Consider the following 23720-nt stretch of genomic DNA (forward strand, 5'->3'; position numbering starts at 1 on the left):
GCGGAATGTTTTGTTTTCCGGCCTAAAAGAACGCTCATGATGAAGGCGATAATCGCCACTTTGGATCATGACAATCTTGGAGGTTGCTGAGGATGAACAAGACTATCCGCGAACTGCTCGCCAAATTCGGCAAGCTTCCTGTTTCTATCGATCAGCTAGCCGACGATGCCGATCTCTATGCGGCCGGCCTGACATCCTTTGCTTCCGTGCAGCTCATGCTTGGCATCGAAGAAGCCTTCGATATCGAATTCCCGGACAATCTCCTCAATCGCAAGTCCTTTGCCAGCATCTCCGCGATCGAAAAGACCGTCGATATCATCAAGGACAACCGGAAGGTCGCGTGATGAACTTTCCGGTCAAGATCACGGAACAGAGTTTTACCGTCAGAACCGCGCGCGTTGCCGAAATCGCCGCGAAATATGCCGACGCTGTCGACGCCGAAGGCCGCTTTCCAAGCGAGGCCGTCGATGCGATGAAAGCCGAGCGCCTGCTCGGCATTCAAGTGCCGCGCCACCTTGGTGGCGAGGGGGCTTCGACGACCGAAGTCGCCGAACTCTGCTCGGTTCTTGGCCAGGCTTGCGCCGCAAGTGCGATGGTATTCGCCATGCACCACATCAAGCTTTCAAGCCTGGTCGAGCACGGCACCGAAAGTGAATGGCATGCAGGTTTCATGCGGCGCATCGCCGCTGAGCAGCTTTTGATCGCATCGGCGACGACCGAAGGCGGGATCGGCGGCAATCTGCGCAACAGCATCTGCGCCATCGAGGTCAGCGGCGACAGCTGCCGTCTCGAAAAGGACGCGACCGTGATCTCGTACGGCTCGCATGCCGATGCGATCCTCATAACCTCTCGCAGCCATCCGGACTCAGCACCCTCAGATCAGGTCCTGACGGCGTTTCTCAAGGACCAGTACACACTGGAGCGCACGCACATCTGGAACACGCTGGGCATGCGCGGCACCTGCTCCGACGGCTTCCTCTTCAAGGGACAAGCGCCTGCCGTTCAGATCTTGCCGAAGCCTTTCGCCGAAATCGCCGCACAGTCGATGCTCGCTTCGTCGCATCTGCTGTGGAGCGGCGTCTGGTATGGCATTGCGGTCGACGCCGTCTCCCGCGCGCAGGCTTTCGTGCGCGCCGCCGCCCGTAAATCTCCTGGTGTTCCGCCCCCCGGTGCGCTGCGGCTCGCCGAAGTCTCCACCCTGCTGCAGATGGTAAAGTCGAACGTCGTGGCGGGTCTCAAGGCTTACGAAGATGCCAAGTCCGATCCGGACAAGCTTTCCTCGATGGGCTTTGCGGTGGCCATGAACAACGTGAAGATCGCTTCGTCGGAAACGATCCTGGAGATCGTCAACCACGCCATGCTGATCTGCGGTATCGTGGGCTACAAGAACGGTACGCCCTTCAGCATTGGCCGGCATTTGCGCGACGCTCATTCCGCTCAGCTCATGATCTCGAATGACCGCATCCTCGGCAACACGTCGAGCATGCTTCTCGTCCACAAGCAGGACACTAGCCTACTGGGGTGACAGTCATGGATATGCAGACCTCGTTTCTAGACCGACTCTTCGAATCCGGTCTACTGATCGATACCGGCGTCGACGGTCTTTATGGCCGTAGCGGGCAGTTCGAAGACGTGATCACCGCCTTCGAGCGTCTGATCGACAAATTCGGCGGTGCGGATGGCGCAGAAGCCATGCGCTTCCCGCCGGGCATGAACCGCGCGCTTTTCGAAAAGAGCGGCTACATGAAAAGCTTCCCGCAGCTTGCGGGTACCGTCCACAGCTTCTGTGGCAGTGAACTCGATCACATGAACCTGCTGCAGTGCATGGAAGTCGGCGACGACTGGACGAAGGGCCAGCAAGCAACGGATATCGTGCTGACGCCTGCCGCCTGCTATCCCCTTTATCCGACTATCGCCAAGCGCGGCAATCTGCCCGCCAAGGGCGGCCTCTTCGACCTGCAGTCCTATTGCTTTCGCCATGAACCGTCGAAGGATCCCGCCCGCCAGCAGCTTTTCCGCATGCGCGAATATGTCTGCATGGGCACCGAAAGCCACGTGACCGACTTCCGTCAGCGCTGGATGGATCGCGGCGTCGAGATGATGAAGCAGGTCGGCCTCGAAGTCTTCATCGATGTCGCCAACGATCCATTTTTTGGCCGCGGCGGCAAGATGATGGTCAACAACCAGCGTGATCAGAACCTGAAGTTCGAGCTTTTGATCCCAATCACGTCGGCCGCCAAGCCGACAGCCTGCATGAGCTTTAACTATCATCAGGACTCCTTCGGTCTGAAGTGGGACCTGAAACTCGAGGACGGCGATGTCGCGCACACTGCATGCGTCGGCTTCGGTCTCGAGCGCATCGCGCTTGCGCTGTTCCATCATCACGGGCTTAACGTGACGGAATGGCCGGCGAATGTTCGCAAGACCCTCTGGGGCTGAGCGGTTCGATGTCCTCCGTTTTCCCGGCCATCCGTCCAGATGGCTACCGCCAGCATGCGCTGCATTCCAACGAGCGCATGTGGCCGGAAACCAACTGCTATATCGACCTCTGGATCGAAGTGCTGAACACGCTCAGGCTGCCGCCTGAAGCGATGCTCGGCTTTACCCTGACGCAGGATTTCGAGGGCGATCAGTTCACCTTCTTCAAGGTGCCGCTTGAAGACCTGGAGGCGCTTTACGGCATCCGTGTCACCGAACTCGCGATCTTCGACCGCGTCGAGCACCACGTCGAAACGCAGATCAGGCGCGGACGACTTTGCCTGATCGAAATGGACTCCTTCTATATGCCGGATACCCACGGTACCGCCTATCGTACCGAACACGGCAAGACGACCGTCGCTATCAATCGGCTGGATGTTGCTGCCAAGCGCGTTGAGTATTTTCACAATGCCGGCTATTTCCAGCTTGAAGGCGAGGACTTCGACGGTCTCTTCCAGATGCACCTGACGGAGGGGGATTCGCCCTTCCTGCCCTATACGGAATTTGCAAAATTTCCCGAGGCGTTTGCAGGCGAGAACTATATCGGCGATGTGGCGCACCGTCTTTTCAAGGTCCATTTCTCGCGCCGGCCTGCCGAAAACCCGATCCGTGCCTTTGCCAAGCAATTTCCGCAGCAGGTGGAAGTTGTCGCCGAGCGCCCTTTCGGCTTCTTCCACAAATATGCCTTCAACACCTTGCGCCAGTTCGGCGCCAATTTCGAGTTGGCCGCAGACCACCTCGCGTGGCTTTCTCCGGGCAGGTTCGCTCAAGCCGAAGAGAATGCCCGGCGTATCTCCGAAGTGGCGAAGTCGGTTCAGTTTCAGCTTGCCCGTGCCGTCACGCGCAGGAAGTTCGAGGCGTTGCAGGCGGCACTTGATCCGGCGGCAGATGCATGGGATGCCATGATGACTTCGATTTCCGATCGACTTTGATACCGGGGACTTGAGCATGGGGGGGCGGTTGGCGAGCGTCGGTGCGGAAGAGGCCCTGCTTTCCGAAGGCTGGAATCTGGTTCTGACGGAACCGGGAGCTTGCTTGACGCCGCATGACATTCCGCCGTCTTCGCGGTTCATTGCCGCACCTGTTCCTGGAACTGTTGCTGACGCTTTGGAGCGCGCCGGTCTCTTCGATCGCGAAAATCCGGAGCCGCTGAATACGAAAGATGCCTGGTACGTCTGCCGGCTCTTCGACGCCCAGCCTGGCGATGTTATCCTTCGTTTCGAAGGGCTCGCGACGCTCTGCCATGTTTTTCTGAATGGGCAGGAAATCCTCTCTTCCGAGAGCATGTTTACGGCGCATGAAATTCCGGTCACGCTGATGGGCGGCGATGATCTGGTCCTTTGTTGCCGTGCACTCGCTCCCCGGCTGAGCGAGCCCGGAGCTCGCGCCCGCTGGCGTCCTCAGATGATCGGGCCGCAGGGGCTCAAGAACTTTCGTACGACGCTGCTTGGGCACATGCCTGGCTGGTGCCCGGAAATTCATGCTGTCGGTCCGTGGCGGCCGATTACGCTTGTTCGTCGCGGCGCGATGTCGATCGACAATGTCTCGATCCGGGCTGTGCTGGAAAATGGCATCGGCCGCCTCAGCGTTTCGTTGCACGCAGATGCCGAAAATCCCCAGATGCTGCTTCGCTGCGGAGCGGTGGAGCAAGGCTTCGAGAAGATCGGCGCAAATCATTATTCGGCGATCCTCAAGCTGCCGGAGGTCACGCCGTGGTGGCCGCATACGCACGGGACTCCGCATCTTTACGAACTGACGCTCGTTTCGGACGGCACCGAATATTCGCTCGGAAAGACCGGCTTCCGGCGGATCGAAATCGATCGTGGCGTCGATGGCGACGGATTCGGCCTTCGGGTGAATGGCGAGCCCGTCTTTTGCCGCGGTTGTGTCTGGACGACAGCCGACATCGTTCGCCTGCCGGGTGCCCGCGCGGACTACGAGCCCTTTCTGCGCCTCGCTGCCGGCGCCGGTATGAACATGATCCGCATCGGCGGCACGATGGCTTATGAGACGCCAGAGTTCTTCCAGCTTTGCGATGAGCTCGGCATTCTTGTCTGGCAGGACTTCATGTTCGCCAATTTCGACTATCCGCGAAGCGACAAGGCTTTCACGGGCCACGTTCATGCCGAAGTCGAGGGATTTATCCATGGAGTTCAGGCTTCTCCTTCGCTCGCGGTTCTTTGCGGCGGAAGCGAGATTTATCAACAGGCGGCGATGCTTGGGTTGCCGCAGGAATTCTGGCGCGGGCCGCTGACGGAGGACGTCATCCCGGCGATTGCAGAGCGTATGCGCCCAGACGTACCCTATGTGCCGAACTCCCCTTGCGGTGGGGCCATGCCCTTCTCGCCAAATGCCGGCGTCACTCATTATTACGGCATTGGTGCCTATATGCGCCCGCTGGAGGATGCTCGCCGCGCCGACGTTCGGTTTGCTGCAGAAACCCTCGCCTTCGCCCATGCACCGCAACAAAAAACATTGCAGCGGCATCTGGATGTCCCGGCAGTCCATAGTCCGCTGTGGAAAGCTCGCGTTCCGCGGGACCGCGGCGCCTCATGGGATTTCGAGGATGTTCGCGACTTCTACCTGGAGGAACTTTATGACGTCGACCCAGCGGCGTTGCGCCGGGAAAATCCGGAGCGCTACCTCGATTTGTCCCGCGCCGTGACAGGCGAGGTTTTGACGGAAACCTTCGCCGAATGGCGGCGCAAGGGTTCAAACTGCAACGGTGCGCTTGTCTGGACGCTTCAGGATATTCTGCCTGGTCCCGGTTGGGGCGTTGTCGATTCCACCGGTGAGCCTAAACCGGTCTGGTACGCCATGCGCCGCGCCTTCCGCCCGATTCAAGTGCTGCTGACGGACGAGGGCACGAATGGTCTTGACGTGCATGTCATCAACGAAACCGGCGAAAACCTGCCGGTTGAGCTTGAAGTCGTCTGCCTGCGAGACGGCAAGCAAAGAGCCGTCGGCGGCAGCCAAGCACTGATACTTGCGCCAAGATCCACCGAAAAGCTCGCCGCGACCGCGCTTTTCGGTGCATTTTTCGACACGACCTATGCTTTCCGTTTCGGTCCACCTTCCCATGACGTAACGGTCGCGCGGCTGCGCTCCGCCGATGGCGGCCTGCTTGCCGAAGCATTCCATTTCCCGCTCGGACGGTCGAAGGCGTTTCACGATGCCGCAATCGATGTGAAGGCCGTAGAAGATGGCGGGAGCTGGACCCTTGAGCTGCAGGCCGATCGCCTTGCGCAGTCCGTACACGTTGATGTCCCGAATTACCGTGCAGCCGACGATTGGTTTCATCTGGCGCCAGGTTCGGTCAAACGCGTCGCACTGCATGCACTTGCGGGCGCGACGAAGGGCGAGGCGCCCCCTGGTGAAATCAGGACGTTGGGAGGTTCGCGTATTTTGGCGTTCTGACCGCGTGGCTGCGGTCCTCATGCGGTGTTGCCTGGCGCGTCCCGATCTTCAGCGATATGGAGCGGACTTCCTGAAGATAGAAGGCCTGAGCATGTGCCTGTGTAAGGTTATGATCGGCTTCCGGTATGATATTGAGCCGAACGTTGCCGTAGCGTTTCAGATATGAGCCATTCTTGCCAAAATGATCATTGAATTGCTCAAGACCGGTATCATGGGCGGTATAGATCAGCGACACGTCAACCTTGCGGGCTTTCAGGGACTGGAAGAGATCGAGAATTGCGGTCCGCTCCTCGGATCGGAACGGCAGGAAATCCAGCATCGGACGGCTTAGCCTGATCGCTCGTCGCACTAGAGAGGTGATGAAATTCTTGATAGCCCGCGGGACATCGATTTCACCGCGCAACAACCGCTTTAGGGTTTCGACCTGCAGCAGCTTCAGGCGGTAAGTTTCGAGCGAGCGCGGTACATGGCGAAGCGATGCGTCGACCGTGAGCTTACCGGACCAGTGGAAGACATAGGGATTGGCGGCAATCAAGCCGCTGGAGCGTTCATCCCAGAGGCTGCCCTGGAAAGCGAGGTAACCGCCGCTGCAGCGGCCGACAAGCACGGCTGGCAGCAGCCTGGATGCCTCCAGAAGATCGAAGGCCGCTGTGATCTCGTCGTTCTGTCCCTTGAAATAGAGCACCTGCTCTGGCGCGCCCGGTGTGGGCGGGCTATCTGCGACATTCGCATTGTCGAAGCGCAGCGAGGGAATGCCGTCGCGGGCAAGTGCGCGCGCCATTTTTACGGATGTGCGGCCCCAGCCCGCATTCCGGTCGTAAGCCGTCGTCAAGATGATTGCGGTTGCACCCCGACGCGGAGCCGTCGGCTCGCAAAGAATGCCATAAAGTTCGCCAGCTTTTCCAAACCGCAACGGCGTCTCGGTGAACTCGGCGGATGTTAGCGGTGCCACGGTCGGGCGTTGCCTTCGCGTTGATGTCCCTATTTGAGAACCGGAAATTGATTTCACCCATTCGACGATGTGATTGCCGGTCTCTACCGGCATCGTTGCGATCGTCGGGTTGAAGACGAGTTCGTCATAGCCGCGATAGACAGCTTCCCGCGTGGCCGGATGCAGGTCTTTGATATGGGCGGCAAAATCTTCGTCGGCCGAACGGTTCGGGCGTGTCAGCACCAAGCAGTTTCTTGCGTCGAGCTTCGAGAGCTCCATGAGGTTGATTTTGCGAACTTCCGCGGCGATTTCGTCCGACATACGAAGGCCGGCGATCCATACGCCCTGTGTTTCGCGCTGGCTCTCGGCAACGCCCATTCCGTCGTCGATCATCTTCGACCATACTGAGAGTTCACGCAGATAGAGCCGGCCGGAGATTGCAGGCGCCATCAATGCAATGCCCTCGACACCACCGAGCCTTTGCGCCAGATCGACAGCGATCTTGCAGCCGAGACTCTGGCTCACAAGTATGATGCTGTCACAGCCGGAAAGCGATTTCAGCTGCGCTGCAGCCTGCTCCGCGGTTTCGAGCCAGACCGCTAGGCCACGACTATGGTCCGCTACCTCCAGCGCGTCGCCGGTTCCTGCGTAATCGAAGCGCAGGCTTGCCACACCCGCTTCGGCAAGTTCTTCTGCCAGGATACGGAAGAACTTGCGGGTGCACATTTCCTCGAAGCCCCAGGGGCTGACAAAGAGAACGGCCGTGGATTTACGCACGGCTTGACTGGCAGGTGCGTAAAGGCCGATTGTGCCGGCAAAAGTCACCGGCTCGGCTGCTGCGGCAGCTTTTTGCGTTGTCTTGCTTTTGTTGGTATCCAACCCCGTGCTCATTTCCATTCCTCGTCATATCCTGCGCGGCGTGAGCAACGCCAGTGCATGAAATGCCAGTGGATGCGCCAGCTTCGGCAAGCGATTGACGATCTGTTCCATCACGGCAATATCAGCAGCCGGAATGGCGCTCAGCAAGCGTAGGGCGATTCCATAGGCGCCTGCCGCTGCGATAACCGCAACAACAAGACCGCCAATTCCTGGAACAAGATGGACCGCTCCATAGGCTGTCGCCCCGCAAAGGGCCGCGGCAGCGGCGATGCGGACAACAGGGATCGACATTTGGTAGATCGAACCGTCGAGGTCGATCCGCGTGACCATCAAGATGCACATGACCGTAAATGCCAGAAAACGGATTGCCGCGGCACCTTCTCCGCCGTACCAGGGCACGGCCGCAAAACAGCCCACAGCGAGTACCAGGCTGGCGATGCCTCCGATCATCAGGCGTTCGCGAATTCGATCGACGGAATACAGATATTGCGTGCAAATCTGCGTAAAGACGTAAGGTATGGCAGTCAGCGCCAATATGGCGACTGCACCGCCCGCCGGCGCGAAGGGCTGGCCGAAGATTGCAACGACGAGCGGCTTGGCGATAGCGGCAAGGCCGAAGCTCATCGGCAGCGTGATGTATGCAATGCTTCGAACGACCCCTTCAAAGATGCTCGCCGGGAGTTTGCCGCTGGGATTGGAATGAATTTTTTCAGAATAATAGGGAATAAGGCTGCCGCTCAGTTGGACGGGAAGCTGCAGCGCGAGATTGGCTAGCGACAAACCGACGGCATAATAGCCGACAGCCTCCACGCCCCAATCCTTCTGCAGGAAGAAGAGCTCAATGCGATTTAGGAAGATCGATGTGTTTGCGTATTCCAAGGACAGAATGAACGAAGAGCTCGCAAGATAATTCACGCCGATGCCACACGAGCTTGCGCGAACGGAGGCAATCCTGAGCGTAAAGAGGAACATCAGGAACTGACCGGCTGCATAACCGGCCAAGGCGCCGCTGACGCCATATAGCAGCGCACCTGCAAGGACGATGACGACCTGTATGACAGAGCTTGCGATCGTCAGCAGAAAATAAGGCGCGAGATTCTGTTCCCCGATGAGATAGTTCTTGGTGTAAGCGCCGATCGACTGGAAAAGGAAGAGGACGCCGGTGATGACAATCACGGCCGGGGCGCCGACGGCCCAATGAAGCTGCTCGGCTTCTAAATAGACAAGGGAATAAACGGCGAGCACTATCAGCGACGCAATGATCGTTGGTCGTGCGAGATAGGCGGCAAAGCTACGGCGTTCTTCATAGGATCTGCCCTGGGCCCGCAGTTGCGGCAGGATGCGCAGAAGCATGACGCCAGTTCCTAGTTCGGCGACAAGCGCTCCGGTCGTTACCAGCCACAGGGAAAATGCGATAATCCCGTTTGCTTCCGGGCCGAGCAGCCGCGCGGCGATGATCGAACATGCAAAACCCGTTGCAAGCAGGGTCAGGCCTGCTGCCGCATTGAGCGCCGAGTTTGCCATTATGCCCTTCGCCATGAATACTACCGCTTTTCCTTTTCCCGGAGACCACAGCGCATAATGAAGTGTCTATTTCAGATACCTTAATATTTGTCGCTTAAAGTCCAGTTAAACGTCGCACCGGTGGTCGTTATGAAAATCTCCGCAATTTGCCGGCTTCTGCCTTCAGGGGTATTATTTGTTCAGCCTCATCGTCTGTACCGTTGACCGTTTCGATCAACTCGAGCGTCTCTTTGGATCATTGGCAAGGCAGACGCTGAAGACCTTTGAAATCATTCTGGTTGATCAGAATGAAGATGGTCGGCTATTCGATCTGGTGAACCGCTTCGCTGCTTCCTTTCCTATTCACCATCTACGCTCCGGGCGCGGGCTTTCGCATGCGCGCAATAACGGAATTGCGAAAGCTTCGGGAACCTATGTGTGCTTTCCGGACGACGACTGCTGGTACGAGCCCGTTACCTTGGAAATCGCTGCGCGGCTCTTTCGAGAAAATCCCGCGCTTTCGATCGTAACGGGTCGAACGCTTGATGCGGATGGCAAGCCTTCCGTTAGCCCCACGGGTGATCGCAGCGTAGAGATATCCCGCCGAACTTATCTTAGCTGCGGCAATTCGAACGGCATCTTCGTTCGTCGTGAAGCACTTTCAGCAATCGGCGGCTTCGATGAGAATCTGGGCGTTGGGTCGGCGTCGCCATTTCAAAGCGGAGAGGAGGCCGATCTCCTGCTGCGCTTCGTCGGTGCCGGCCAAAAACTCATGTACTTCCCGCAACTCATCGTCCATCACGATCAGGTTGTGAGCGTGATCGGTACCCAGCAGATCGAACGCGCTCGAAAATATGGCCGCGGTTTCGGTGCGCTGCTGCGCAAGCACGATTTTTCCTTGCCGTACGTGACCTACAGAATTGCACGCCCGGCGATCGGCTGGCTTGTTGCGCGGTTGCGATTTAATGCGGATGAAGCGGCATTCAAGCGAGCATGGCTCAAAGGGATCGTCGAAGGGTACAAGGCTTGGCCGAGATGGAACGGCGTTGATCAGTCGCTTAGGATTGAGTCGTAGACGCTGAAATAGCGCCCCGCGACCGTTTGCCACGAATACCGGCCGGCTTCCTGCATCAACGCCAGGCGAATGCCTGCCGGATCAATTGGAAGAGCAAGATAGGCCGACTCCAAAATATCAGCCGCGGCTTGCGGATCGGAAAAGTCGGCAAGGCGTAGCAACGGGTGTTTTGCGGCCAGACCGCAATAGGCTGCATTTTCGTTGAGTACCGGCAAAAGGCCAGCACTCATGGCTTCGAGGGCGACGAGGCCGAAGCCTTCATATTCAGAGGCGGAAGCGAAAAGCGACGCGCTGCGAATGAGGCCGGCGATCGAATCGTTGTCCGGCGAAACAGTTAGCCTCACGGCAGTGTCGAGCGCGCGCGCCTGGATTTCTCGGCGAAGGTCTGCTTCATTGAGGTCGGATTCGGAGCCGACGATGTCCAGGTGCCATTCGGGGTTGCGTGCTTTCAGGATGACCATGACATCCAGCAGATGATCGAGCCGCTTGTTGACGGAAAAGCGGCCGATGGTCATGACGCGGCGTTGTGGTTTTTGAGATGCGCTGTCGGCGAATTTGCCGATGTCCACGCCGTTCTCGATCAGGATGCTCGTTCTTGGCGAGATTTTGCGAAACTGTTCCAGATCGGAGACGCTACAGCCGATGATGCGTTTGTACGCCCTTGCCGACATGCGTGTCAGGGTCTGGAACCAAAGCTTCTTGATCGTGGCATATTTTCGAGTGTGGAAGAAGCCGCCGTGGGTGGTCACGATCATCGGCTTGCCGTGAAGGAAGCGTCCCAGGGCCAATGCATCGAAGAAGAAGTCGATCGCGTGCACGTGAATGACGGCGGCGTCCCCCAGGTGGCGAAAGACTTGCGGCGCGATCGGATAGCGCTGGCTGCCTGACCAGGGGATGCGGACGACATCGATACCGTCGATCGTCTCATGAGTGGGCAGTTTGTTGTCCCGCGACGTGAAGAGCGAATCGAGCGTTATGACGCGGACGCGATAGCCGTGTTTGATCGTCTGGTAGGCAAGGTTGGCGACAACATCTTCCAGCCCGCCGCGATTAGGCAGAAACTGGCGCACGACATGCACGATCAGTGGTGCAGCATCTGCCTGCGGCACCGATGTGACGGTCTCTGTTTCCACTGCTGACATCGTTCACCTACCGGCCACATGGCCGCAACTCGGCCCTGACCAGATAATGGATGGCGTTAAAGCGCGGTTTACGGGGAGACCGGCGGATCGATTGTTGCGGAAGAAGGTTAATCGTATCTGTCAGAATGCCTTGAAGGTCAGCGTCGTCAGCGAACGGACAATGCCGGGGATATTGGCGATGTTGTCGTTGATGAACTTGCCGATGTCCTGACCCTCGTCGATATAGACCTTGAGAAGCAGGTCGTAATCGCCGCTCGTCGAATAAAGCTCCGAGACGCGTTCGGTCTGGTAAATCGCGTCGGCCACCTCGTAGGTCTTGCCGGGCGCGCATTGGAGCTGGACGAAAATGGGCTTCATGGGAGTTTCCTGCGAAAAATTTTGATTGGGCGCATAATGCTCGAAAGCGCTCTTCCGATGCAAGCCGTTCTGTCATCCCGCTTTGGCTTCTGCGATGATCCAGCCGCGAAAGGCTGAAAGCGGCGCATAGTCGGCCCGCTCGGGAGGACAGGCGAGATAATAGTTTTCGCTGCTTTCCATTTCCCGGCCGATCGCCGCGACAAGATCACCGCGCTTCAGCTCGTCCTCAATGAGAAATGTCGGCAGCAGCGCCACGCCGAGGCCGGTGATCGCTGCCTGGGCCGCCGTCGCAAACTGGTCGAACAACATGCCGTGTACGTTTTGGAAGGCGACGCCGTTATCGGCAAACCACCGCTCCCAGGCATCGGGGCGGGTCGTCAGATGCAATAGGGGAACATTCAGCAGGTCTTCAGCCTTGGTGATGCCGTGCTGCCTCAGGAAGGCGGGGCTGCAGGCAGCAACCGTCTTTTCGGACATCAGAAAGGTCAATTCCGCTCCCGGCCAATGCGGATGGCCGAAGTGAATAGCGGCGTCGATGGAATCGAGCCGGAAATCGAAGGGGGAGAGCCGGGTGACGAGATTGATCGTAACGCCCGGGTTCTCGCCCAGGAACCGGCCGAGGCGTGGTGCCAGCCAGCGGGTGCCGAAGGTCGGCAGGATGGCGAGGTTCAGCGTACCGCCATGCGGATTAGCGCGCAGGTTCAGCGAGGCACTGGAAATTCGGCGAAGTGCCTCGCGGATCTCGCGGGCGTAGCTGTCGCCAGCAAGCGTGAGGCGCACCGTCTGGCGTTCGCGATGAAAAAGTTCAGCGCCAAGCTGTTCTTCCAGCGCCTTGATCTGGCGGCTGACGGCGCTCTGGGTGAGGTCGAGTTCGCGTGCTGCCGACGTCACGCTGCCGGTTCGGGCGACGGCCTCGAAGGCGGCGAGCAATGAAGTCGACGGCAGAAAACGTCGCGAAGGCAGCATGGTTCATTCCAACTGAGAATGATCTGTTTCCAAAACGTCGATATTCATGGTGCTGGAGCCTTTGTAAAGAGTTCTATCTTCCAAAATCGGAATGACCCGGAGGTCTTTGATGCCGAGCACCGTGCAGGACGAGCTGAAGCTCTATGCCGAGCTCCAGTCGGCTTCTCTCGACGCTGTGATGAAGACGCTGGGATCGTCGGCGTGGAGTTGAAAACCGTTGACTGAGGCTGCTTCCGCGATGCCGTGGACGGCGCTAGAGTGCTGCCGCGTTTGCTTGGAATGGATTGACCGATGCTGAATGATCCCCGCTCCCACGGGCTTTGGGAAAAGACCGCACCGCTGCCGCCGGAGACATCGGCGCTAAAGGGCATGCTGTCGGCCGATGTGGTGATTGTCGGCGGCGGCTACACCGGGCTGTCGTCCGGCCTTCATCTTGCCGAAGCCGGTTCGAAGGTCGTGCTTTTGGAGGCCAAGGAGATCGGTTTCGGTGGGGCTGGCCGCAACGTCGGGCTGATCAACGCCGGCATGTGGGTGATGCCGGACGATCTGCCTGGCGTTCTCGGGCAGACCTACGGCGATCGCCTGCTCGGTATGCTGGGCGAGGCGCCTCGCCTTGTCATGGAGCTGATCGAAAAGCATGACATCGCCTGCGAGCTTGAAAAGAACGGTACCCTGCATTGCGCCGTCGGAGCGGACGGGTTGAAGGAAATCGAGACGCGTGCTGCGCAGTGGTCCGCGCGCGGGGCGCCAGTGAGGCTGTTTGATGCCGCCGAGACCGCCCGTCGCGTTGGCAGCAGCGCCTATGCCGGATCGCTGCTCGATATGCGTGCGGGAACACTGCAGCCGCTCGCTTATGCACGAGGTTTGGCGCATGCGGCTAGCAAGGCGGGCGTTTCGATCCATACATCGAGCCCCGTTATCGCAACCGAGCGCGACGGCAGCCGATGGACGGTGAAGACTAACAGCGGCCAAGTGACCGCTGACTGGATTATCGTCGCGACGGATGCCTATAGCACTGGACCATGGGAACAGGTCCGCTGCGAGCAAGTGCATCTTCCCTATTTCAATTTCGCGACGGCGCCGCTCAGCGATAATCTGCGCAAATCGATTCTGCCCGGTCGCGAGGGCTGTTGGGATACCAAGGAGATACTGTCCTCATTCCGGATGGATCGTGCCGGACGCCTCGTCTTCGGCAGTGTCGGAGCGTTGCGCAATACCGGCGCTGCAGTTCACAAAAGCTGGGCTAAACGCTCGCTCAAGAGGCTCTTTCCGCAGATCGGCGACGTAGAATTCGAATACGAATGGTACGGCAAGATCGGCATGACCGACAATGCGCTACCACGCTTTCACAAGTTCGCGCCGAATGCCGTTGGCTTCTCCGGCTACAACGGCCGGGGCATTGCGCCTGGCACGGTATTCGGCCGTACGCTGGCACACCATATATTGGGCCGGATCGCGGAGGCGGACCTGCCCTTGCCGGTGACGGACCTGCGGGAGCCTGGTTTCCGCGCGCTCAAGGAAATGTGGTACGAAGCCGGCGCCCAGGTCGCTCACTTCGCCGACGCGCGCTTTTGACTAAAAGCTCGCAATCAAGAACAAGAAGGTTGGAAACACGACAATGACCATTGCTACGCTCGATCTTGCAGCCGAGACGAAGAAACTGCTTTCCGAACTCGGCGTCGATGCGGCCCGCTACACCGGCGGCTCGCTGCGTGTCGCTTCGCCGATCACCGGCAAGGAAATCGGCCTGCTCAAGGAACATTCCGTCGCCGATGCCAAAGAGGCGATCGACGCGGCGCACACCGCATCTGCCGAATGGCGCGCAGTCCCTGCACCAAAGCGCGGCGAACTCGTCCGTTTGCTTGGCGAAGAGCTTCGCGCGGCAAAGCCGGCGCTCGGCCGCCTCGTTTCAATCGAAGTCGGCAAGATCACGTCCGAAGGCCTCGGCGAAGTCCAGGAAATGATCGACATCTGCGATTTCGCGGTCGGCCTTTCGCGCCAGCTCTACGGCCTAACGATTGCAACCGAGCGCTCCGAGCACCGCATGATGGAAAGCTGGCATCCGCTCGGGGTGGTCGGCATCATTTCGGCCTTCAACTTCCCGGTCGCGGTCTGGTCGTGGAATGCGGCGCTCGCCCTCGTCTGCGGCAATTCCACCGTCTGGAAGCCGTCGGAAAAGACGCCGCTGACGGCACTTGCCGTACAGGCGCTGTTCGAAAAGGCGCTGAAGCGCTTCGTCGCCGAAGGCGGGCAGGCACCGGCGAACCTTTCGACGTTGCTGATTGGCGGCCGCGATGTCGGTGAGGCCCTCGTCGATCACCCGAAGGTGCCGCTGATTTCCGCCACCGGCTCCACGGCCATGGGTCGCGCCGTCGGCCCGCGGTTATCGCAGCGCTTTGCCCGCGCGATCCTTGAACTCGGCGGCAATAATGCCGCCATCATCTGCCCGACAGCCGATCTCGATCTCACTCTGCGCGGCGTTGCCTTTTCGTCGATGGGAACCGCTGGCCAGCGCTGCACGACGCTTCGCCGTCTCTTCGTGCACGAGAGCGTCTACGACAAACTCGTGCCTCGCCTGCAAAAAGCCTATGGATCGGTCACGATCGGCAATCCGTTGGAAAACGGGACGCTTGTCGGTCCGCTGATCGACAAAGCGGCCTTCGACAAGATGCAGTCGGCTCTATCCGAGGCAAAGTCGGCTGGCGGCAAGGTCACGGGCGGCGAGCGCGTCGAAAACGGCGCTGGCGAAGCCTTCTATGTGCGTCCGGCGCTTGTCGAGATGCCGTCTCAGACCGGTCCTGTCGAACACGAGACCTTCGCACCGATCCTCTATGTCATGAAGTACACGGATTTCGACGACGTGCTGAAACTGCACAATGCCGTGCCGCAGGGCCTATCCTCCTCGATCTTCACCAATGACATGCGTGAAGCCGAGATCTTTGTTTCCGCCCGCGGCTCGGATTGCGGCATCGCCAACGTCAATCTCGGTCCGTCGGGGGCCGAAATCGGTGGTGCTTTCGGTGGCGAAAAGGAAACCGGGGGCGGTCGCGAATCCGGCTCGGATGCCTGGAAGGCCTACATGCGCCGCACGACGAACACGATCAATTACGGCAAGACGCTGCCGCTCGCTCAGGGTGTCAAGTTCGACCTCGAGTGATCGAGAGCCGCATTGAACCTGAAGGGACGATGACGTAACACCGTCATCGTCCCTTCTTTTTTGCCCAAGGTTCTTCTCCATGCATCTGACACTTGCCGCAGCCGAAGCACTGGTTATCGACGCGTTGAAGCGCAGCGGAGTGGAGGAGGGAAATGCGCGCTCCGTCGCGCGTGCGCTGGTTGCGGCAGAAGCCGCAGGACAGGGTGGCCACGGGCTGCGCCGCGTCGTTGCCTATGCAGCCCAGGCAAAGTCCGGAAAGGTTGACGGAATAGCCAAGCCGGTGGTCTTCCAGCCTTTTCCATCCGTCATCCAGATCGACGCCTGCCACGGTTATGCTTATCCGGCTTTCGATCTCGCCGTGCCTTTGTTGTCGGAGATGGCGCGCAAACAGGGCATTGCGCTTGCCGCTATCCGCCGTTCGCATCATGCAGGTGTGCTCGCGCTGACTGTTGAACGTTTTGCCGAAGCTGGTCTCGTGGCGCTGATGGTTGCAAACGCCACGGCTTCCATGGCTGCCTGGGGCGGACGCAAGCCCGTCTTCGGCACCAATCCCATTGCCTTTGCGGCTCCCGTTCCCGCAGATGATCCGATCGTCATCGACCTTGCGCTGTCGCGCGTTGCCCGTGGCAAGATCATGGCCGCCCGGCAAAAGAGCGCGTCGATCCCGTCCGATTGGGCCTTTGATCGTGACGGCCAGCCGACAACCGATGCGGTTGCCGCCTTGGAGGGCACGATGGTGCCATCCGGCGAGGCCAAGGGTGCTGCGCTTGCGATGATGGTCGAGATTCTCGCAGCACCGCTCGCGGGCGCCAATTTTTCCTTCGAATCCACTTCCCTGTTCGATGACAAAGGAGCAGCGCCCGGCCTTGGGCAGATGCTGATCGTTATCAATCCCGAAGCCAGCGGTGGAAGCTTCGCAGCATCGCGTCTGGGCGAACTTGCCGCTGAAATTTCCTCCGATCCCGGTGTCCGCCTGCCTGGTCGCCGCGGTCAGAACGCGCGAAAATACGCGCTGGAGCATGGCATCGAAGTCGAGGACGACGTGATCGACGCCATCCTCAATATATAGAATTATTCTAAAGTTGATGGATGGGTTCAAGTATTTGTGAAGACCGGCGGCAAGGCGAAACTTGAAAAACGAAATCAAGAAAAATATACGGGGCGCGCATCACCCGGGGAGTTTGGGTGACACCGCCATGGAGGGCATCATGAAAATTTCTCTTACGCGCATATCCGCGCTCGCTTTGGCCGCCTCGCTTCTTGCTGCGACGTCGCTGGCATCCAGCGCAAATGCGCAGGAATCCGAAGGTATCGTCGTCTATAACGCTCAGCACGAAAGCCTCGGCCGCGAATGGATCGATGCCTTCACCAAGGAGACCGGCATCAAGGTCACGATGCGCCAAGGAAGCGACATGCAGTTCGCCAACCAGATCATACAGGAAGGCGACGCTTCCCCGGCCGACGTGTTCCTGACCGAGAACTCTCCGGCGATGGCGCTCGTCGATGGCGCGGGCCTGTTTGCCCCGGTCGACAAAGAAACACTTGATCTGGTCCCGGCGCAGTACCGTCCGGCCGACGGCATGTGGACCGGCATCGCCGCCCGTTCGACGGTGTTTGTGTATGACAAGACGAAGCTCACCGAAGACAAGCTGCCGAAATCGATGCTCGATCTCGCCGATCCGGCCTGGAAGGGCCGTTGGGGCGCATCGCCTGCCGGTGCCGATTTCCAGGCGATCGTCGGTGCACTGCTGCAGCTGAAGGGCGAAGAAGCAACGGCTCAATGGTTGAAGTCCATGAAGGAAAACGCAACGCCTTACAAGGGCAACAGTGTTGCCATGAAGGCCGTCAATGCCGGCGAAGTCGAAGGTGCGGTCATCTATCATTACTATTGGTTCGGCGATCAGGCGAAGACTGGCGAAAACAGCAAGAATGTCGGCCTGCACTACTTCAAGAACCAGGATCCGGGCGCGTTCGTCAGCGTATCGGGCGGCGGCATCCTGAAGTCGACGCAGCATATGAAGGAAGCCCAGGCGTTCTTGAAGTTCGTCGCCGGCAAAGCCGGCCAGGACATCCTGAAGGACGGCACGTCTTACGAATACGCGGTCAGCGGTGCGTCGAACGACAAGCTCGTCCCGCTTGCCGATCTCAATGCGCCGAAGGTTGAGGCTTCCGAGCTTGACAGCAAGAAAGTCGTCGAGCTGATGACGGCCGCGGGCCTGATCTGAGCCTCTCTGCCGCAGGCCGGATTGAGTCAAAACTATTGCTTTTGGCTCAAGAAAACCTTAGGGCATGACCCAATCCGGCAACCGCTTCAAAAAGAGGCGGTTGCCTTCCTTTTTCAGCGTATCAAAGGCGTCGGCCTTGCTGCAAGACAACAGATCGCTTGTTTCCGGGCTCGCGCCCGGCAATGGAGCGCCAGTCAGCGGAACAGGTTTGCTGCGCGGGCGTATGCCGCACGCCTCCGTCGTCGTCTTTGCAACGCTAGTCGCAATTATGAGCCTCGTGCCGCTCGGCTTCATCGGTTGGATTACCGTCAATGTCGGCTGGCAGACGGTCAAGGAGCTGGTCTTGCGGCCACGTGTCGGCGAGCTGCTCGTCAACACGATCTTCCTCGAAGCGCTCACCATTCCCCTGTCGATCGCTCTTGCCGTGACGCTCGCCTGGCTGACGGAGCGGACCGATGTTCCGTTTCCGCGGTTGTGGTCCTGGCTTGCCGTTGCGCCGCTTGCCGTTCCGGCCTTCGTGCACAGCTATGCCTGGGTGAGCCTTATTCCCGGCATGCGCGGCCTGCAGAGCGGTGTCTTCGTTTCCGTGCTCGCCTATTATCCTTTTCTCTACCTGCCGGTCGCTGCTGCTCTTCGCCGCCTCGATCCGGCGATCGAGGATGCGGCGGCGTCACTTGGCCTCGATCCCTGGCGTGTCTTCTTCCGCACGATCCTGCCGCAGTTGCGGCTTGCGATCTGTGGAGGCTCGCTCTTGATCGGGCTGCATCTCCTGTCGGAATACGGGCTTTACGTGATGATCCGCTTCGACACCTTTTCGACCGCCATCGTCGATCAGTTCCAGTCGGCCTATAACAGCCCTGCAGCCAATATGCTCGGCGGTGTGCTTGTCGCCTGCTGCCTTTTCCTGCTTGGCCTCGAAATCCTGTTGCGCGGCAACGAGCGCTACGCCCGCGTCGGCTCCGGTTCCGCGCGTCCCGCCGATCGCCACCGTCTCGGCTGGTTTGTCGTGCCGGCCATTCTGCTGCCAGGCACACTTGCGTTGCTGACCCTCGGCGTCCCGCTCATGACGCTCGGCCGCTGGCTCTATCTCGGCGGCGGCGAGATCTGGCGGTTGGATGCGGTCGGAAACGCATTCGTTCAAACGATCGTCCTTGCGGTCGCAGGCGGCGTGCTGACGACGATCGCGGCCGCGCCTATGGCTTGGCTGTCGGTCCGCGCGCCGGGGCGCTTCCAGCGCTTGCTCGAAGCCTGCCATTATTATGTCGGCTCGCTTCCGGGCGTCGTCGTGGCGCTGGCATTGGTGACGATCACCGTGCGGCTGGCGCTGCCGCTCTACCAGACTTTTGCGACCCTCATCGTTGCCTATGTCCTGCTCTTCCTGCCGCGGGCGATGGTCGGCCTTCGGGCCAGCATCGCACAAGCACCTGTGGAGCTGGAACGGGCTGCCATGTGCCTGGGACGCACGCCATCGCAGGCCGTGCGCCAGATTACCATGCGCCTTGCTGCCCCGGGCTTTGCTGCAAGCATTGCGCTATCGGCGCTTGGCATCACCAACGAGCTGACGGCAACTCTGATGTTGTCGCCGAACGGTGTTGAAACACTGGCAACGAAATTCTGGTCTTTGACCAGCGAAATCGACTATGTGTCGGCCGCTCCCTATGCGGTGATGATGATAGTGCTGTCGCTGCCGCTGACCCTTCTTCTCTATGCCCAATCGAAACGGACCGCCGGCCAATGACCTTGCTTACGATCCAGTCTGTCAGCAAGCGCTATGGCCCAGTGACAGCGCTGGACAAGGTGACGCTCGACGTTGCCGCCGGCAGCCGCACCGCCGTCGTCGGCCCTTCGGGTTCCGGCAAAACGACTTTGCTGCGCATCGTCGCCGGCTTCGAGCGGCCGGATGAAGGAAAGGTCGTCCTGAACGGCGAAGTGCTCGCGGATGGTTCGGCAGCCCTTCCCGCGCACAAGCGCGGCATCGGCATCGTCTCGCAAGACGGTGCGCTTTTCCCGCATCTGAGCGTTGCCGACAATATCGGCTTCGGTTTCGAGCGGCGCGCCCCCGATCGCGAAAAGCGCATCGTCGAACTACTCGATATGGTCGAGCTCGACCGCAACATGCTGACGCGCCGTCCCCACCAGCTTTCCGGCGGCCAGCAGCAGCGCGTGGCGCTGGCGAGAGCCCTCGGCCGCAAGCCGCGCCTCATGCTGCTCGACGAGCCCTTCTCGGCGCTCGATACCGGCCTTCGAGAACACATGCGCAAGGCTGTCGCGCGCGTGCTGCAGTCGGCGGATATCACGACGATTCTCGTAACCCATGATCAGGCAGAGGCTCTTTCCTTTGCCGACCAGGTCGCGGTGCTCAGGGAAGGCAAGCTGATCCAAGCGGGTTCACCGCAATCACTCTACCTGCAGCCGAAGGACCGCGAGACCGCACTCTTCCTGGGTGATGCGGTGATGCTTCCGGCGATTATCCGCAATGGCTTTGCCGATTGCGCGCTCGGCCGCGTTGCAGTGGAAGGCAGCCATCAAGGCAAGGCCGAGATCATGCTGCGGCCGGAGCAGATTCGCGTCGTTGCCGATGAAAGCGAGCCTGCCTATGGTGGTCGCGTCGTCGAGGTCGAGTTCGGCGGCGCGACCTGCACCGTGGCAGTGTCGCTGGAAGGCGTGGCGCTTCCGCCGATCTTCATCAAGACATCCAGCGTGGCTTTGCCCGAACCCGGCGATCGTGTTCGCCTTGATATCGCCGGTAAGGCGCATGTCTTCGGCCGCCGTTAAGCGGTCTTTCTCGACAACCTTTCCGTTTCAGCCTGTTCCAGCCAGCCGCCCGTAAAACCGGCGCGTTCAAGGCCGAGACGGATAACCGGCGACTGCCGCATCAGGTTCCAGATGAACTCCGACCGGTCATTTTCGATCGTCATTACCAGCAATCCTTGGTCGATCGCGACGCATCGATCGTCCACCCAACCTTCCGGCCGGGCAGTCTTCACCGTCGGGTTGAAGCCGCCTGGAAAGCGGCCTTCGCAGAGCAGATCAGGATAGGCGGCGAGCAGCGCCTTTAGGCCATCAAGCGATGCCTGCCGGTCAAAGGGCAATGCTGCAAGCGCCGCCCAAGGTGCAATTGTCCCGTCATCCGGGCCAAGCGGTGCACCGCGGGCGGCGTAACCCAGCACCTTCGGACGCCGGCCGCCACGCATGTTGCGCGTTGGCGGCGGGCCGTCGGAGGCGGAAAGTCCCCAGACATCCTTGTTGTAGCCAATGAAGTGTCCGGGGTTGCGCTCGGCATAATCGCGCTGCACGGCGATCGAAACCTGCGTGTTGCGGAAATAGTCCCAGTCGCGGGCGGCCATCTCTCTGTCCTGGATCCCGCGGAAGTCGATCCAGGCATGAGGGAAAAGGTGAATGAAGAACGGCCCAGCATAGAGATAGGGCTCCTTGCCGAAGAGCATCCAGGAATAGCTTGAGACGAAGGCATCGTAGCTCGATGGCGGGATCGGATGCGTCGGCGAAGCAAGTGCCAGCATATAGAGCAGGATCGCTTCGTCATATCCCTGCCAGCGCCAGCGCAGAAAGCCACTGCCCGGCTTCCAGCCCATACTGACGGTCTGCCCCTTGTTCAACGCCCAATGCCAGTCGATGCGCTCATAGATGAAATTCGCAAGCGCGCGGATTTCCGTCTCCACCGCATCGGTCCGATCGAAATAGGCCGCAGCCGTCAGCATGCCGGCGACGAGCAAGGTCGTGTCGATTGTCGAGAGCTCGCTGTTCCAGGCCCGGTGGCCGGTATCCACATGCAGGAAGTGGTAATAAAAGCCGCGATAGCCGGTGGCGTGGCGTTCGCGTCCCTGATGGCTCCTGGCAAAGAAACGCAGCGTCGTGACAGCCCTGCCTGCCGCTTCTTGCCGCGTCATCCATCCGCGTTCGGCAGCGACCGTGTAGCTGGAGAGCGCAAAGCCGACGGCAGCGATGCTGCAGGGCACTCCGGGCACTGACGTATCCGCGACCAGGCCGTTTTCGGGATTGGAATAGTTCAGAAAATAGTCGAATGCGGATTTCTGCAGCCTGTCGATCAGTGCGGCATCCGTGTCGTCAATTCGTTGCAGCATACATCAAACCAACCGTTGCCCGCCCACGCTCAACATGGCGATGCGTTGCGCGCAAATCAAATTCTTTTCAGATAATGCGGCAAAATGGCTGCGCTCGGTGGTTTTGGCGCTGGCGTTGCGAGATGGCGAAAAAACCAAAGCCGCCATATGGTTGATTAATATAACAATTTGATATTCTATGAAAATTCGATCTCGCTAAAGGGATTTGACCCTTGACCCAAAGCATAAAATGCAATGTCTGCGCAACGCGTGCCGATACTGCAGAGTTCACTGCAATGCGCAAGGAAGCCGCTTTGCGGCGCCATCGAAAAATCCGCAAGTTGAATTTACATGTCACTCGATTGACGGGGATCGGACTTGCCTGAAATGCAGCGACTGTGACCGCGCGATGACCGGAAGAGATAGTATTGCGTTTACAACATATTGAATCCCCTAATTCTGTTAGCGCCCCGCCCCACTTCTGCCCAACGGAGCCGCAAGGATCTGATTTCCAAGTTCGGGAGATACCGCGCTATGCCGACCCGGCGACATTTCCTTATCGGCTTCATTGCCACGCCGATTGTGCTCTCGCGACTCGGCCATGCAGCCGGCGCTCCTGCGCAGCTGTCGCCTACACCAACTTGTGATGACGACGATCTGACGCCAGCGCAGACAGAAGGCCCGTATTTCACCCCGGAGAGCCCTGAAAAACAGGACTTCGTGAGAGATGCGCCGGGCGGTGAAAGGATGACGCTTGTCGGTTACGTGCTCACCGGGAACTGCCAGCCCGTGGCAAAAGCGTTGATCGAGTTATGGCATGCCAATGAGGTTGGCGCCTATGACAACCGCGGATACAAACTCCGCGGACATCAATTCACCGATGCTGAAGGCAAATGGTGGTTTGAGACGATCGTACCAGGCGTCTATCCTGGCCGCACCCGGCATTACCACCTGAAAGTCCAACGGCCCGGAGGAAACGTGCTGACGACGCAGCTCTATTTTCCCGGTGAGCCGGACAATGAACGTGACCGGATATTCAACGCAGCCTTGTTGCTCGATGTCAGGGCGACGAGCGACGGAAAATTCGGCCGCTACGATTTCATAGTGGCGTAAACCGGGCACCCTTGCATGGCAAGCGATGAGCCGAGGCCGTTACGCTGCAAAATTCCACGGCACGAGAGCTTGGATTTCGCTCGCTGCGGATCGATATCGTTCATCTTGGCGGTGTGAATAAGCGTTGCGATGGTGGCCTAGGTGCGGCCCGCCCCGGCACGGCCGGCAGTTTGGGCCCGATTGAGATTGACTACCCCTTCGACGACAGAGCCAATGAACTCCTGAAGATCGCGTCAACTGAGCTCTTGTCACATTTCGAATACACGACCTGGGCCATACTGGGACAAAGGCCCGATGGCGTGATTGCTCCGACACCTTACTTGCCACTGGATCTCCACGATCATGTATAAATCACGGAGGACGCACCTACCCGTGCCTTGCTGAAATCCTATTTG

At 59.4% G+C, this 23720-nt stretch carries 19 protein-coding genes; 13 read left to right on the forward strand and 6 right to left on the reverse strand.

What is annotated here, in order from left to right; translation table 11 throughout:
• Positions 1-92 precede the first annotated feature (92 nt).
• The 5 genes from BLP23_RS20380 to BLP23_RS20400 are packed head-to-tail and all read left to right on the forward strand — an operon-like array spanning position 93 to position 5895.
• Complete coding sequence (locus tag BLP23_RS20380; RefSeq protein ID WP_022717455.1) at positions 93-344, forward strand: acyl carrier protein; 252 nt, start codon at positions 93-95, stop codon at positions 342-344.
• Positions 344-1525, forward strand: coding sequence for an acyl-CoA dehydrogenase family protein (locus BLP23_RS20385; RefSeq protein ID WP_092586653.1), 1182 nt, complete (start codon positions 344-346; stop codon positions 1523-1525). Before BLP23_RS20380 ends, BLP23_RS20385 begins: the two co-directional genes overlap by 1 nt.
• 5 nt (positions 1526-1530) lie before the next feature.
• On the forward strand, positions 1531-2439 hold the full coding sequence (locus tag BLP23_RS20390; RefSeq protein ID WP_092586654.1) for an amino acid--[acyl-carrier-protein] ligase: 909 nt from the start codon (positions 1531-1533) through the stop codon (positions 2437-2439).
• Positions 2440-2447: 8 nt separating this feature from the next.
• Entirely contained in the window at positions 2448-3410 is a 963-nt protein-coding gene (locus BLP23_RS20395) for a DUF1839 family protein (protein WP_092586655.1), read from the forward strand.
• A gap of 16 nt (positions 3411-3426) precedes the next feature.
• Entirely contained in the window at positions 3427-5895 is a 2469-nt protein-coding gene (locus BLP23_RS20400; protein ID WP_092586656.1) for a glycoside hydrolase family 2 protein, read from the forward strand.
• On the opposite strand, the gene BLP23_RS20405 is transcribed toward BLP23_RS20400, so the two are convergent.
• Positions 5858-7717, reverse strand: coding sequence for a serine aminopeptidase domain-containing protein (locus BLP23_RS20405; protein WP_092586772.1), 1860 nt, complete (start codon positions 7715-7717; stop codon positions 5858-5860). The genes BLP23_RS20400 and BLP23_RS20405 overlap by 38 nt on opposite strands.
• Positions 7718-7729: 12 nt before the next feature.
• Positions 7730-9244 (reverse strand): lipopolysaccharide biosynthesis protein, encoded by a 1515-nt coding sequence (locus BLP23_RS20410; protein ID WP_092586657.1) that lies wholly within the window; start codon positions 9242-9244, stop codon positions 7730-7732.
• 160 nt (positions 9245-9404) lie between these two features.
• Between BLP23_RS20410 and BLP23_RS20415 the strand changes: the two genes are divergently transcribed.
• Complete coding sequence (locus BLP23_RS20415; RefSeq protein WP_092586658.1) at positions 9405-10283, forward strand: glycosyltransferase family 2 protein; 879 nt, start codon at positions 9405-9407, stop codon at positions 10281-10283.
• Here BLP23_RS20415 and BLP23_RS20420 read toward each other — a convergent pair.
• The 3 genes from BLP23_RS20420 to BLP23_RS20430 form a co-directional block, all read right to left on the reverse strand.
• Positions 10259-11425 carry a glycosyltransferase family 4 protein gene (locus BLP23_RS20420; protein ID WP_092586659.1) on the reverse strand — a complete coding sequence of 389 codons (1167 nt, stop codon included), beginning with the start codon at positions 11423-11425 and terminating at the stop codon, positions 10259-10261. The genes BLP23_RS20415 and BLP23_RS20420 overlap by 25 nt on opposite strands.
• Positions 11426-11545: 120 nt before the next feature.
• A complete protein-coding gene (locus tag BLP23_RS20425) occupies positions 11546-11782 on the reverse strand; it encodes an Lrp/AsnC ligand binding domain-containing protein (protein ID WP_092586660.1) in 237 nt (78 codons plus the stop codon).
• Positions 11783-11854: 72 nt separating this feature from the next.
• Positions 11855-12748, reverse strand: coding sequence for a LysR family transcriptional regulator (locus BLP23_RS20430; protein ID WP_092586661.1), 894 nt, complete (start codon positions 12746-12748; stop codon positions 11855-11857).
• A 291-nt stretch (positions 12749-13039) separates the two neighbouring features.
• Here BLP23_RS20430 and BLP23_RS20435 point away from each other — a divergent pair, with 291 nt between their 5' ends.
• The 6 genes from BLP23_RS20435 to BLP23_RS20460 all read left to right on the forward strand — a co-directional run bounded on the left by BLP23_RS20435 (position 13040) and on the right by BLP23_RS20460 (position 20905).
• Positions 13040-14323, forward strand: coding sequence for an NAD(P)/FAD-dependent oxidoreductase (locus BLP23_RS20435; protein ID WP_092586662.1), 1284 nt, complete (start codon positions 13040-13042; stop codon positions 14321-14323).
• Between the two features lie 43 nt (positions 14324-14366).
• Positions 14367-15905, forward strand: coding sequence for an L-piperidine-6-carboxylate dehydrogenase (amaB, locus tag BLP23_RS20440; protein ID WP_092586663.1), 1539 nt, complete (start codon positions 14367-14369; stop codon positions 15903-15905).
• Positions 15906-15984: 79 nt separating this feature from the next.
• A complete protein-coding gene (locus BLP23_RS20445) occupies positions 15985-16974 on the forward strand; it encodes an Ldh family oxidoreductase (RefSeq protein WP_092586664.1) in 990 nt (329 codons plus the stop codon).
• 139 nt (positions 16975-17113) lie between these two features.
• The gene (locus BLP23_RS20450) at positions 17114-18130 is read left to right on the forward strand and encodes an iron ABC transporter substrate-binding protein (RefSeq protein WP_092586773.1); all 1017 of its coding nucleotides are present in this window, start codon (positions 17114-17116) and stop codon (positions 18128-18130) included.
• A 64-nt stretch (positions 18131-18194) separates the two neighbouring features.
• Positions 18195-19868, forward strand: coding sequence for an ABC transporter permease (locus tag BLP23_RS20455; RefSeq protein WP_092586665.1), 1674 nt, complete (start codon positions 18195-18197; stop codon positions 19866-19868).
• Complete coding sequence (locus tag BLP23_RS20460) at positions 19865-20905, forward strand: ABC transporter ATP-binding protein (RefSeq protein ID WP_092586666.1); 1041 nt, start codon at positions 19865-19867, stop codon at positions 20903-20905. Before BLP23_RS20455 ends, BLP23_RS20460 begins: the two co-directional genes overlap by 4 nt.
• On the opposite strand, the gene BLP23_RS20465 is transcribed toward BLP23_RS20460, so the two are convergent.
• On the reverse strand, positions 20902-22233 hold the full coding sequence (locus tag BLP23_RS20465; protein WP_092586667.1) for a glucoamylase family protein: 1332 nt from the start codon (positions 22231-22233) through the stop codon (positions 20902-20904). The two genes, BLP23_RS20460 and BLP23_RS20465, sit on opposite strands and share 4 nt — an antisense overlap.
• Positions 22234-22746: 513 nt before the next feature.
• On the opposite strand from BLP23_RS20465, the gene BLP23_RS20470 reads away from it, so the two are divergent.
• Positions 22747-23325, forward strand: coding sequence for a dioxygenase family protein (locus BLP23_RS20470; RefSeq protein ID WP_092586668.1), 579 nt, complete (start codon positions 22747-22749; stop codon positions 23323-23325).
• Positions 23326-23720 lie beyond the last annotated feature (395 nt).

Source organism: Rhizobium mongolense subsp. loessense, assembly GCF_900099775.1.
Lineage (GTDB): Bacteria > Pseudomonadota > Alphaproteobacteria > Rhizobiales > Rhizobiaceae > Rhizobium > Rhizobium loessense.

Excerpts from the sequence above, each read along its gene's own strand:
- BLP23_RS20410 (WP_092586657.1), bottom strand. The coding sequence starts at position 9,244 with ATGGCGAAGGGCATAATGGCAAACTCGGCGCTCAATGCGGCAGCAGGC.
- BLP23_RS20430 (WP_092586661.1), bottom strand. The coding sequence starts at position 12,748 with ATGCTGCCTTCGCGACGTTTTCTGCCGTCGACTTCATTGCTCGCCGCC.
- BLP23_RS20380 (WP_022717455.1), top strand. The coding sequence starts at position 93 with ATGAACAAGACTATCCGCGAACTGCTCGCCAAATTCGGCAAGCTTCCT.
- BLP23_RS20390 (WP_092586654.1), top strand. The coding sequence starts at position 1,531 with ATGGATATGCAGACCTCGTTTCTAGACCGACTCTTCGAATCCGGTCTA.
- BLP23_RS20405 (WP_092586772.1), bottom strand. The coding sequence starts at position 7,717 with ATGAGCACGGGGTTGGATACCAACAAAAGCAAGACAACGCAAAAAGCT.
- BLP23_RS20435 (WP_092586662.1), top strand. The coding sequence starts at position 13,040 with ATGCTGAATGATCCCCGCTCCCACGGGCTTTGGGAAAAGACCGCACCG.
- BLP23_RS20425 (WP_092586660.1), bottom strand. The coding sequence starts at position 11,782 with ATGAAGCCCATTTTCGTCCAGCTCCAATGCGCGCCCGGCAAGACCTAC.
- BLP23_RS20460 (WP_092586666.1), top strand. The coding sequence starts at position 19,865 with ATGACCTTGCTTACGATCCAGTCTGTCAGCAAGCGCTATGGCCCAGTG.
- BLP23_RS20395 (WP_092586655.1), top strand. The coding sequence starts at position 2,448 with ATGTCCTCCGTTTTCCCGGCCATCCGTCCAGATGGCTACCGCCAGCAT.
- BLP23_RS20385 (WP_092586653.1), top strand. The coding sequence starts at position 344 with ATGAACTTTCCGGTCAAGATCACGGAACAGAGTTTTACCGTCAGAACC.
- BLP23_RS20465 (WP_092586667.1), bottom strand. The coding sequence starts at position 22,233 with ATGCTGCAACGAATTGACGACACGGATGCCGCACTGATCGACAGGCTG.
- BLP23_RS20400 (WP_092586656.1), top strand. The coding sequence starts at position 3,427 with ATGGGGGGGCGGTTGGCGAGCGTCGGTGCGGAAGAGGCCCTGCTTTCC.
- BLP23_RS20455 (WP_092586665.1), top strand. The coding sequence starts at position 18,195 with ATGACCCAATCCGGCAACCGCTTCAAAAAGAGGCGGTTGCCTTCCTTT.
- amaB (WP_092586663.1), top strand. The coding sequence starts at position 14,367 with ATGACCATTGCTACGCTCGATCTTGCAGCCGAGACGAAGAAACTGCTT.
- BLP23_RS20420 (WP_092586659.1), bottom strand. The coding sequence starts at position 11,425 with ATGTCAGCAGTGGAAACAGAGACCGTCACATCGGTGCCGCAGGCAGAT.
- BLP23_RS20470 (WP_092586668.1), top strand. The coding sequence starts at position 22,747 with ATGCCGACCCGGCGACATTTCCTTATCGGCTTCATTGCCACGCCGATT.
- BLP23_RS20445 (WP_092586664.1), top strand. The coding sequence starts at position 15,985 with ATGCATCTGACACTTGCCGCAGCCGAAGCACTGGTTATCGACGCGTTG.
- BLP23_RS20450 (WP_092586773.1), top strand. The coding sequence starts at position 17,114 with ATGAAAATTTCTCTTACGCGCATATCCGCGCTCGCTTTGGCCGCCTCG.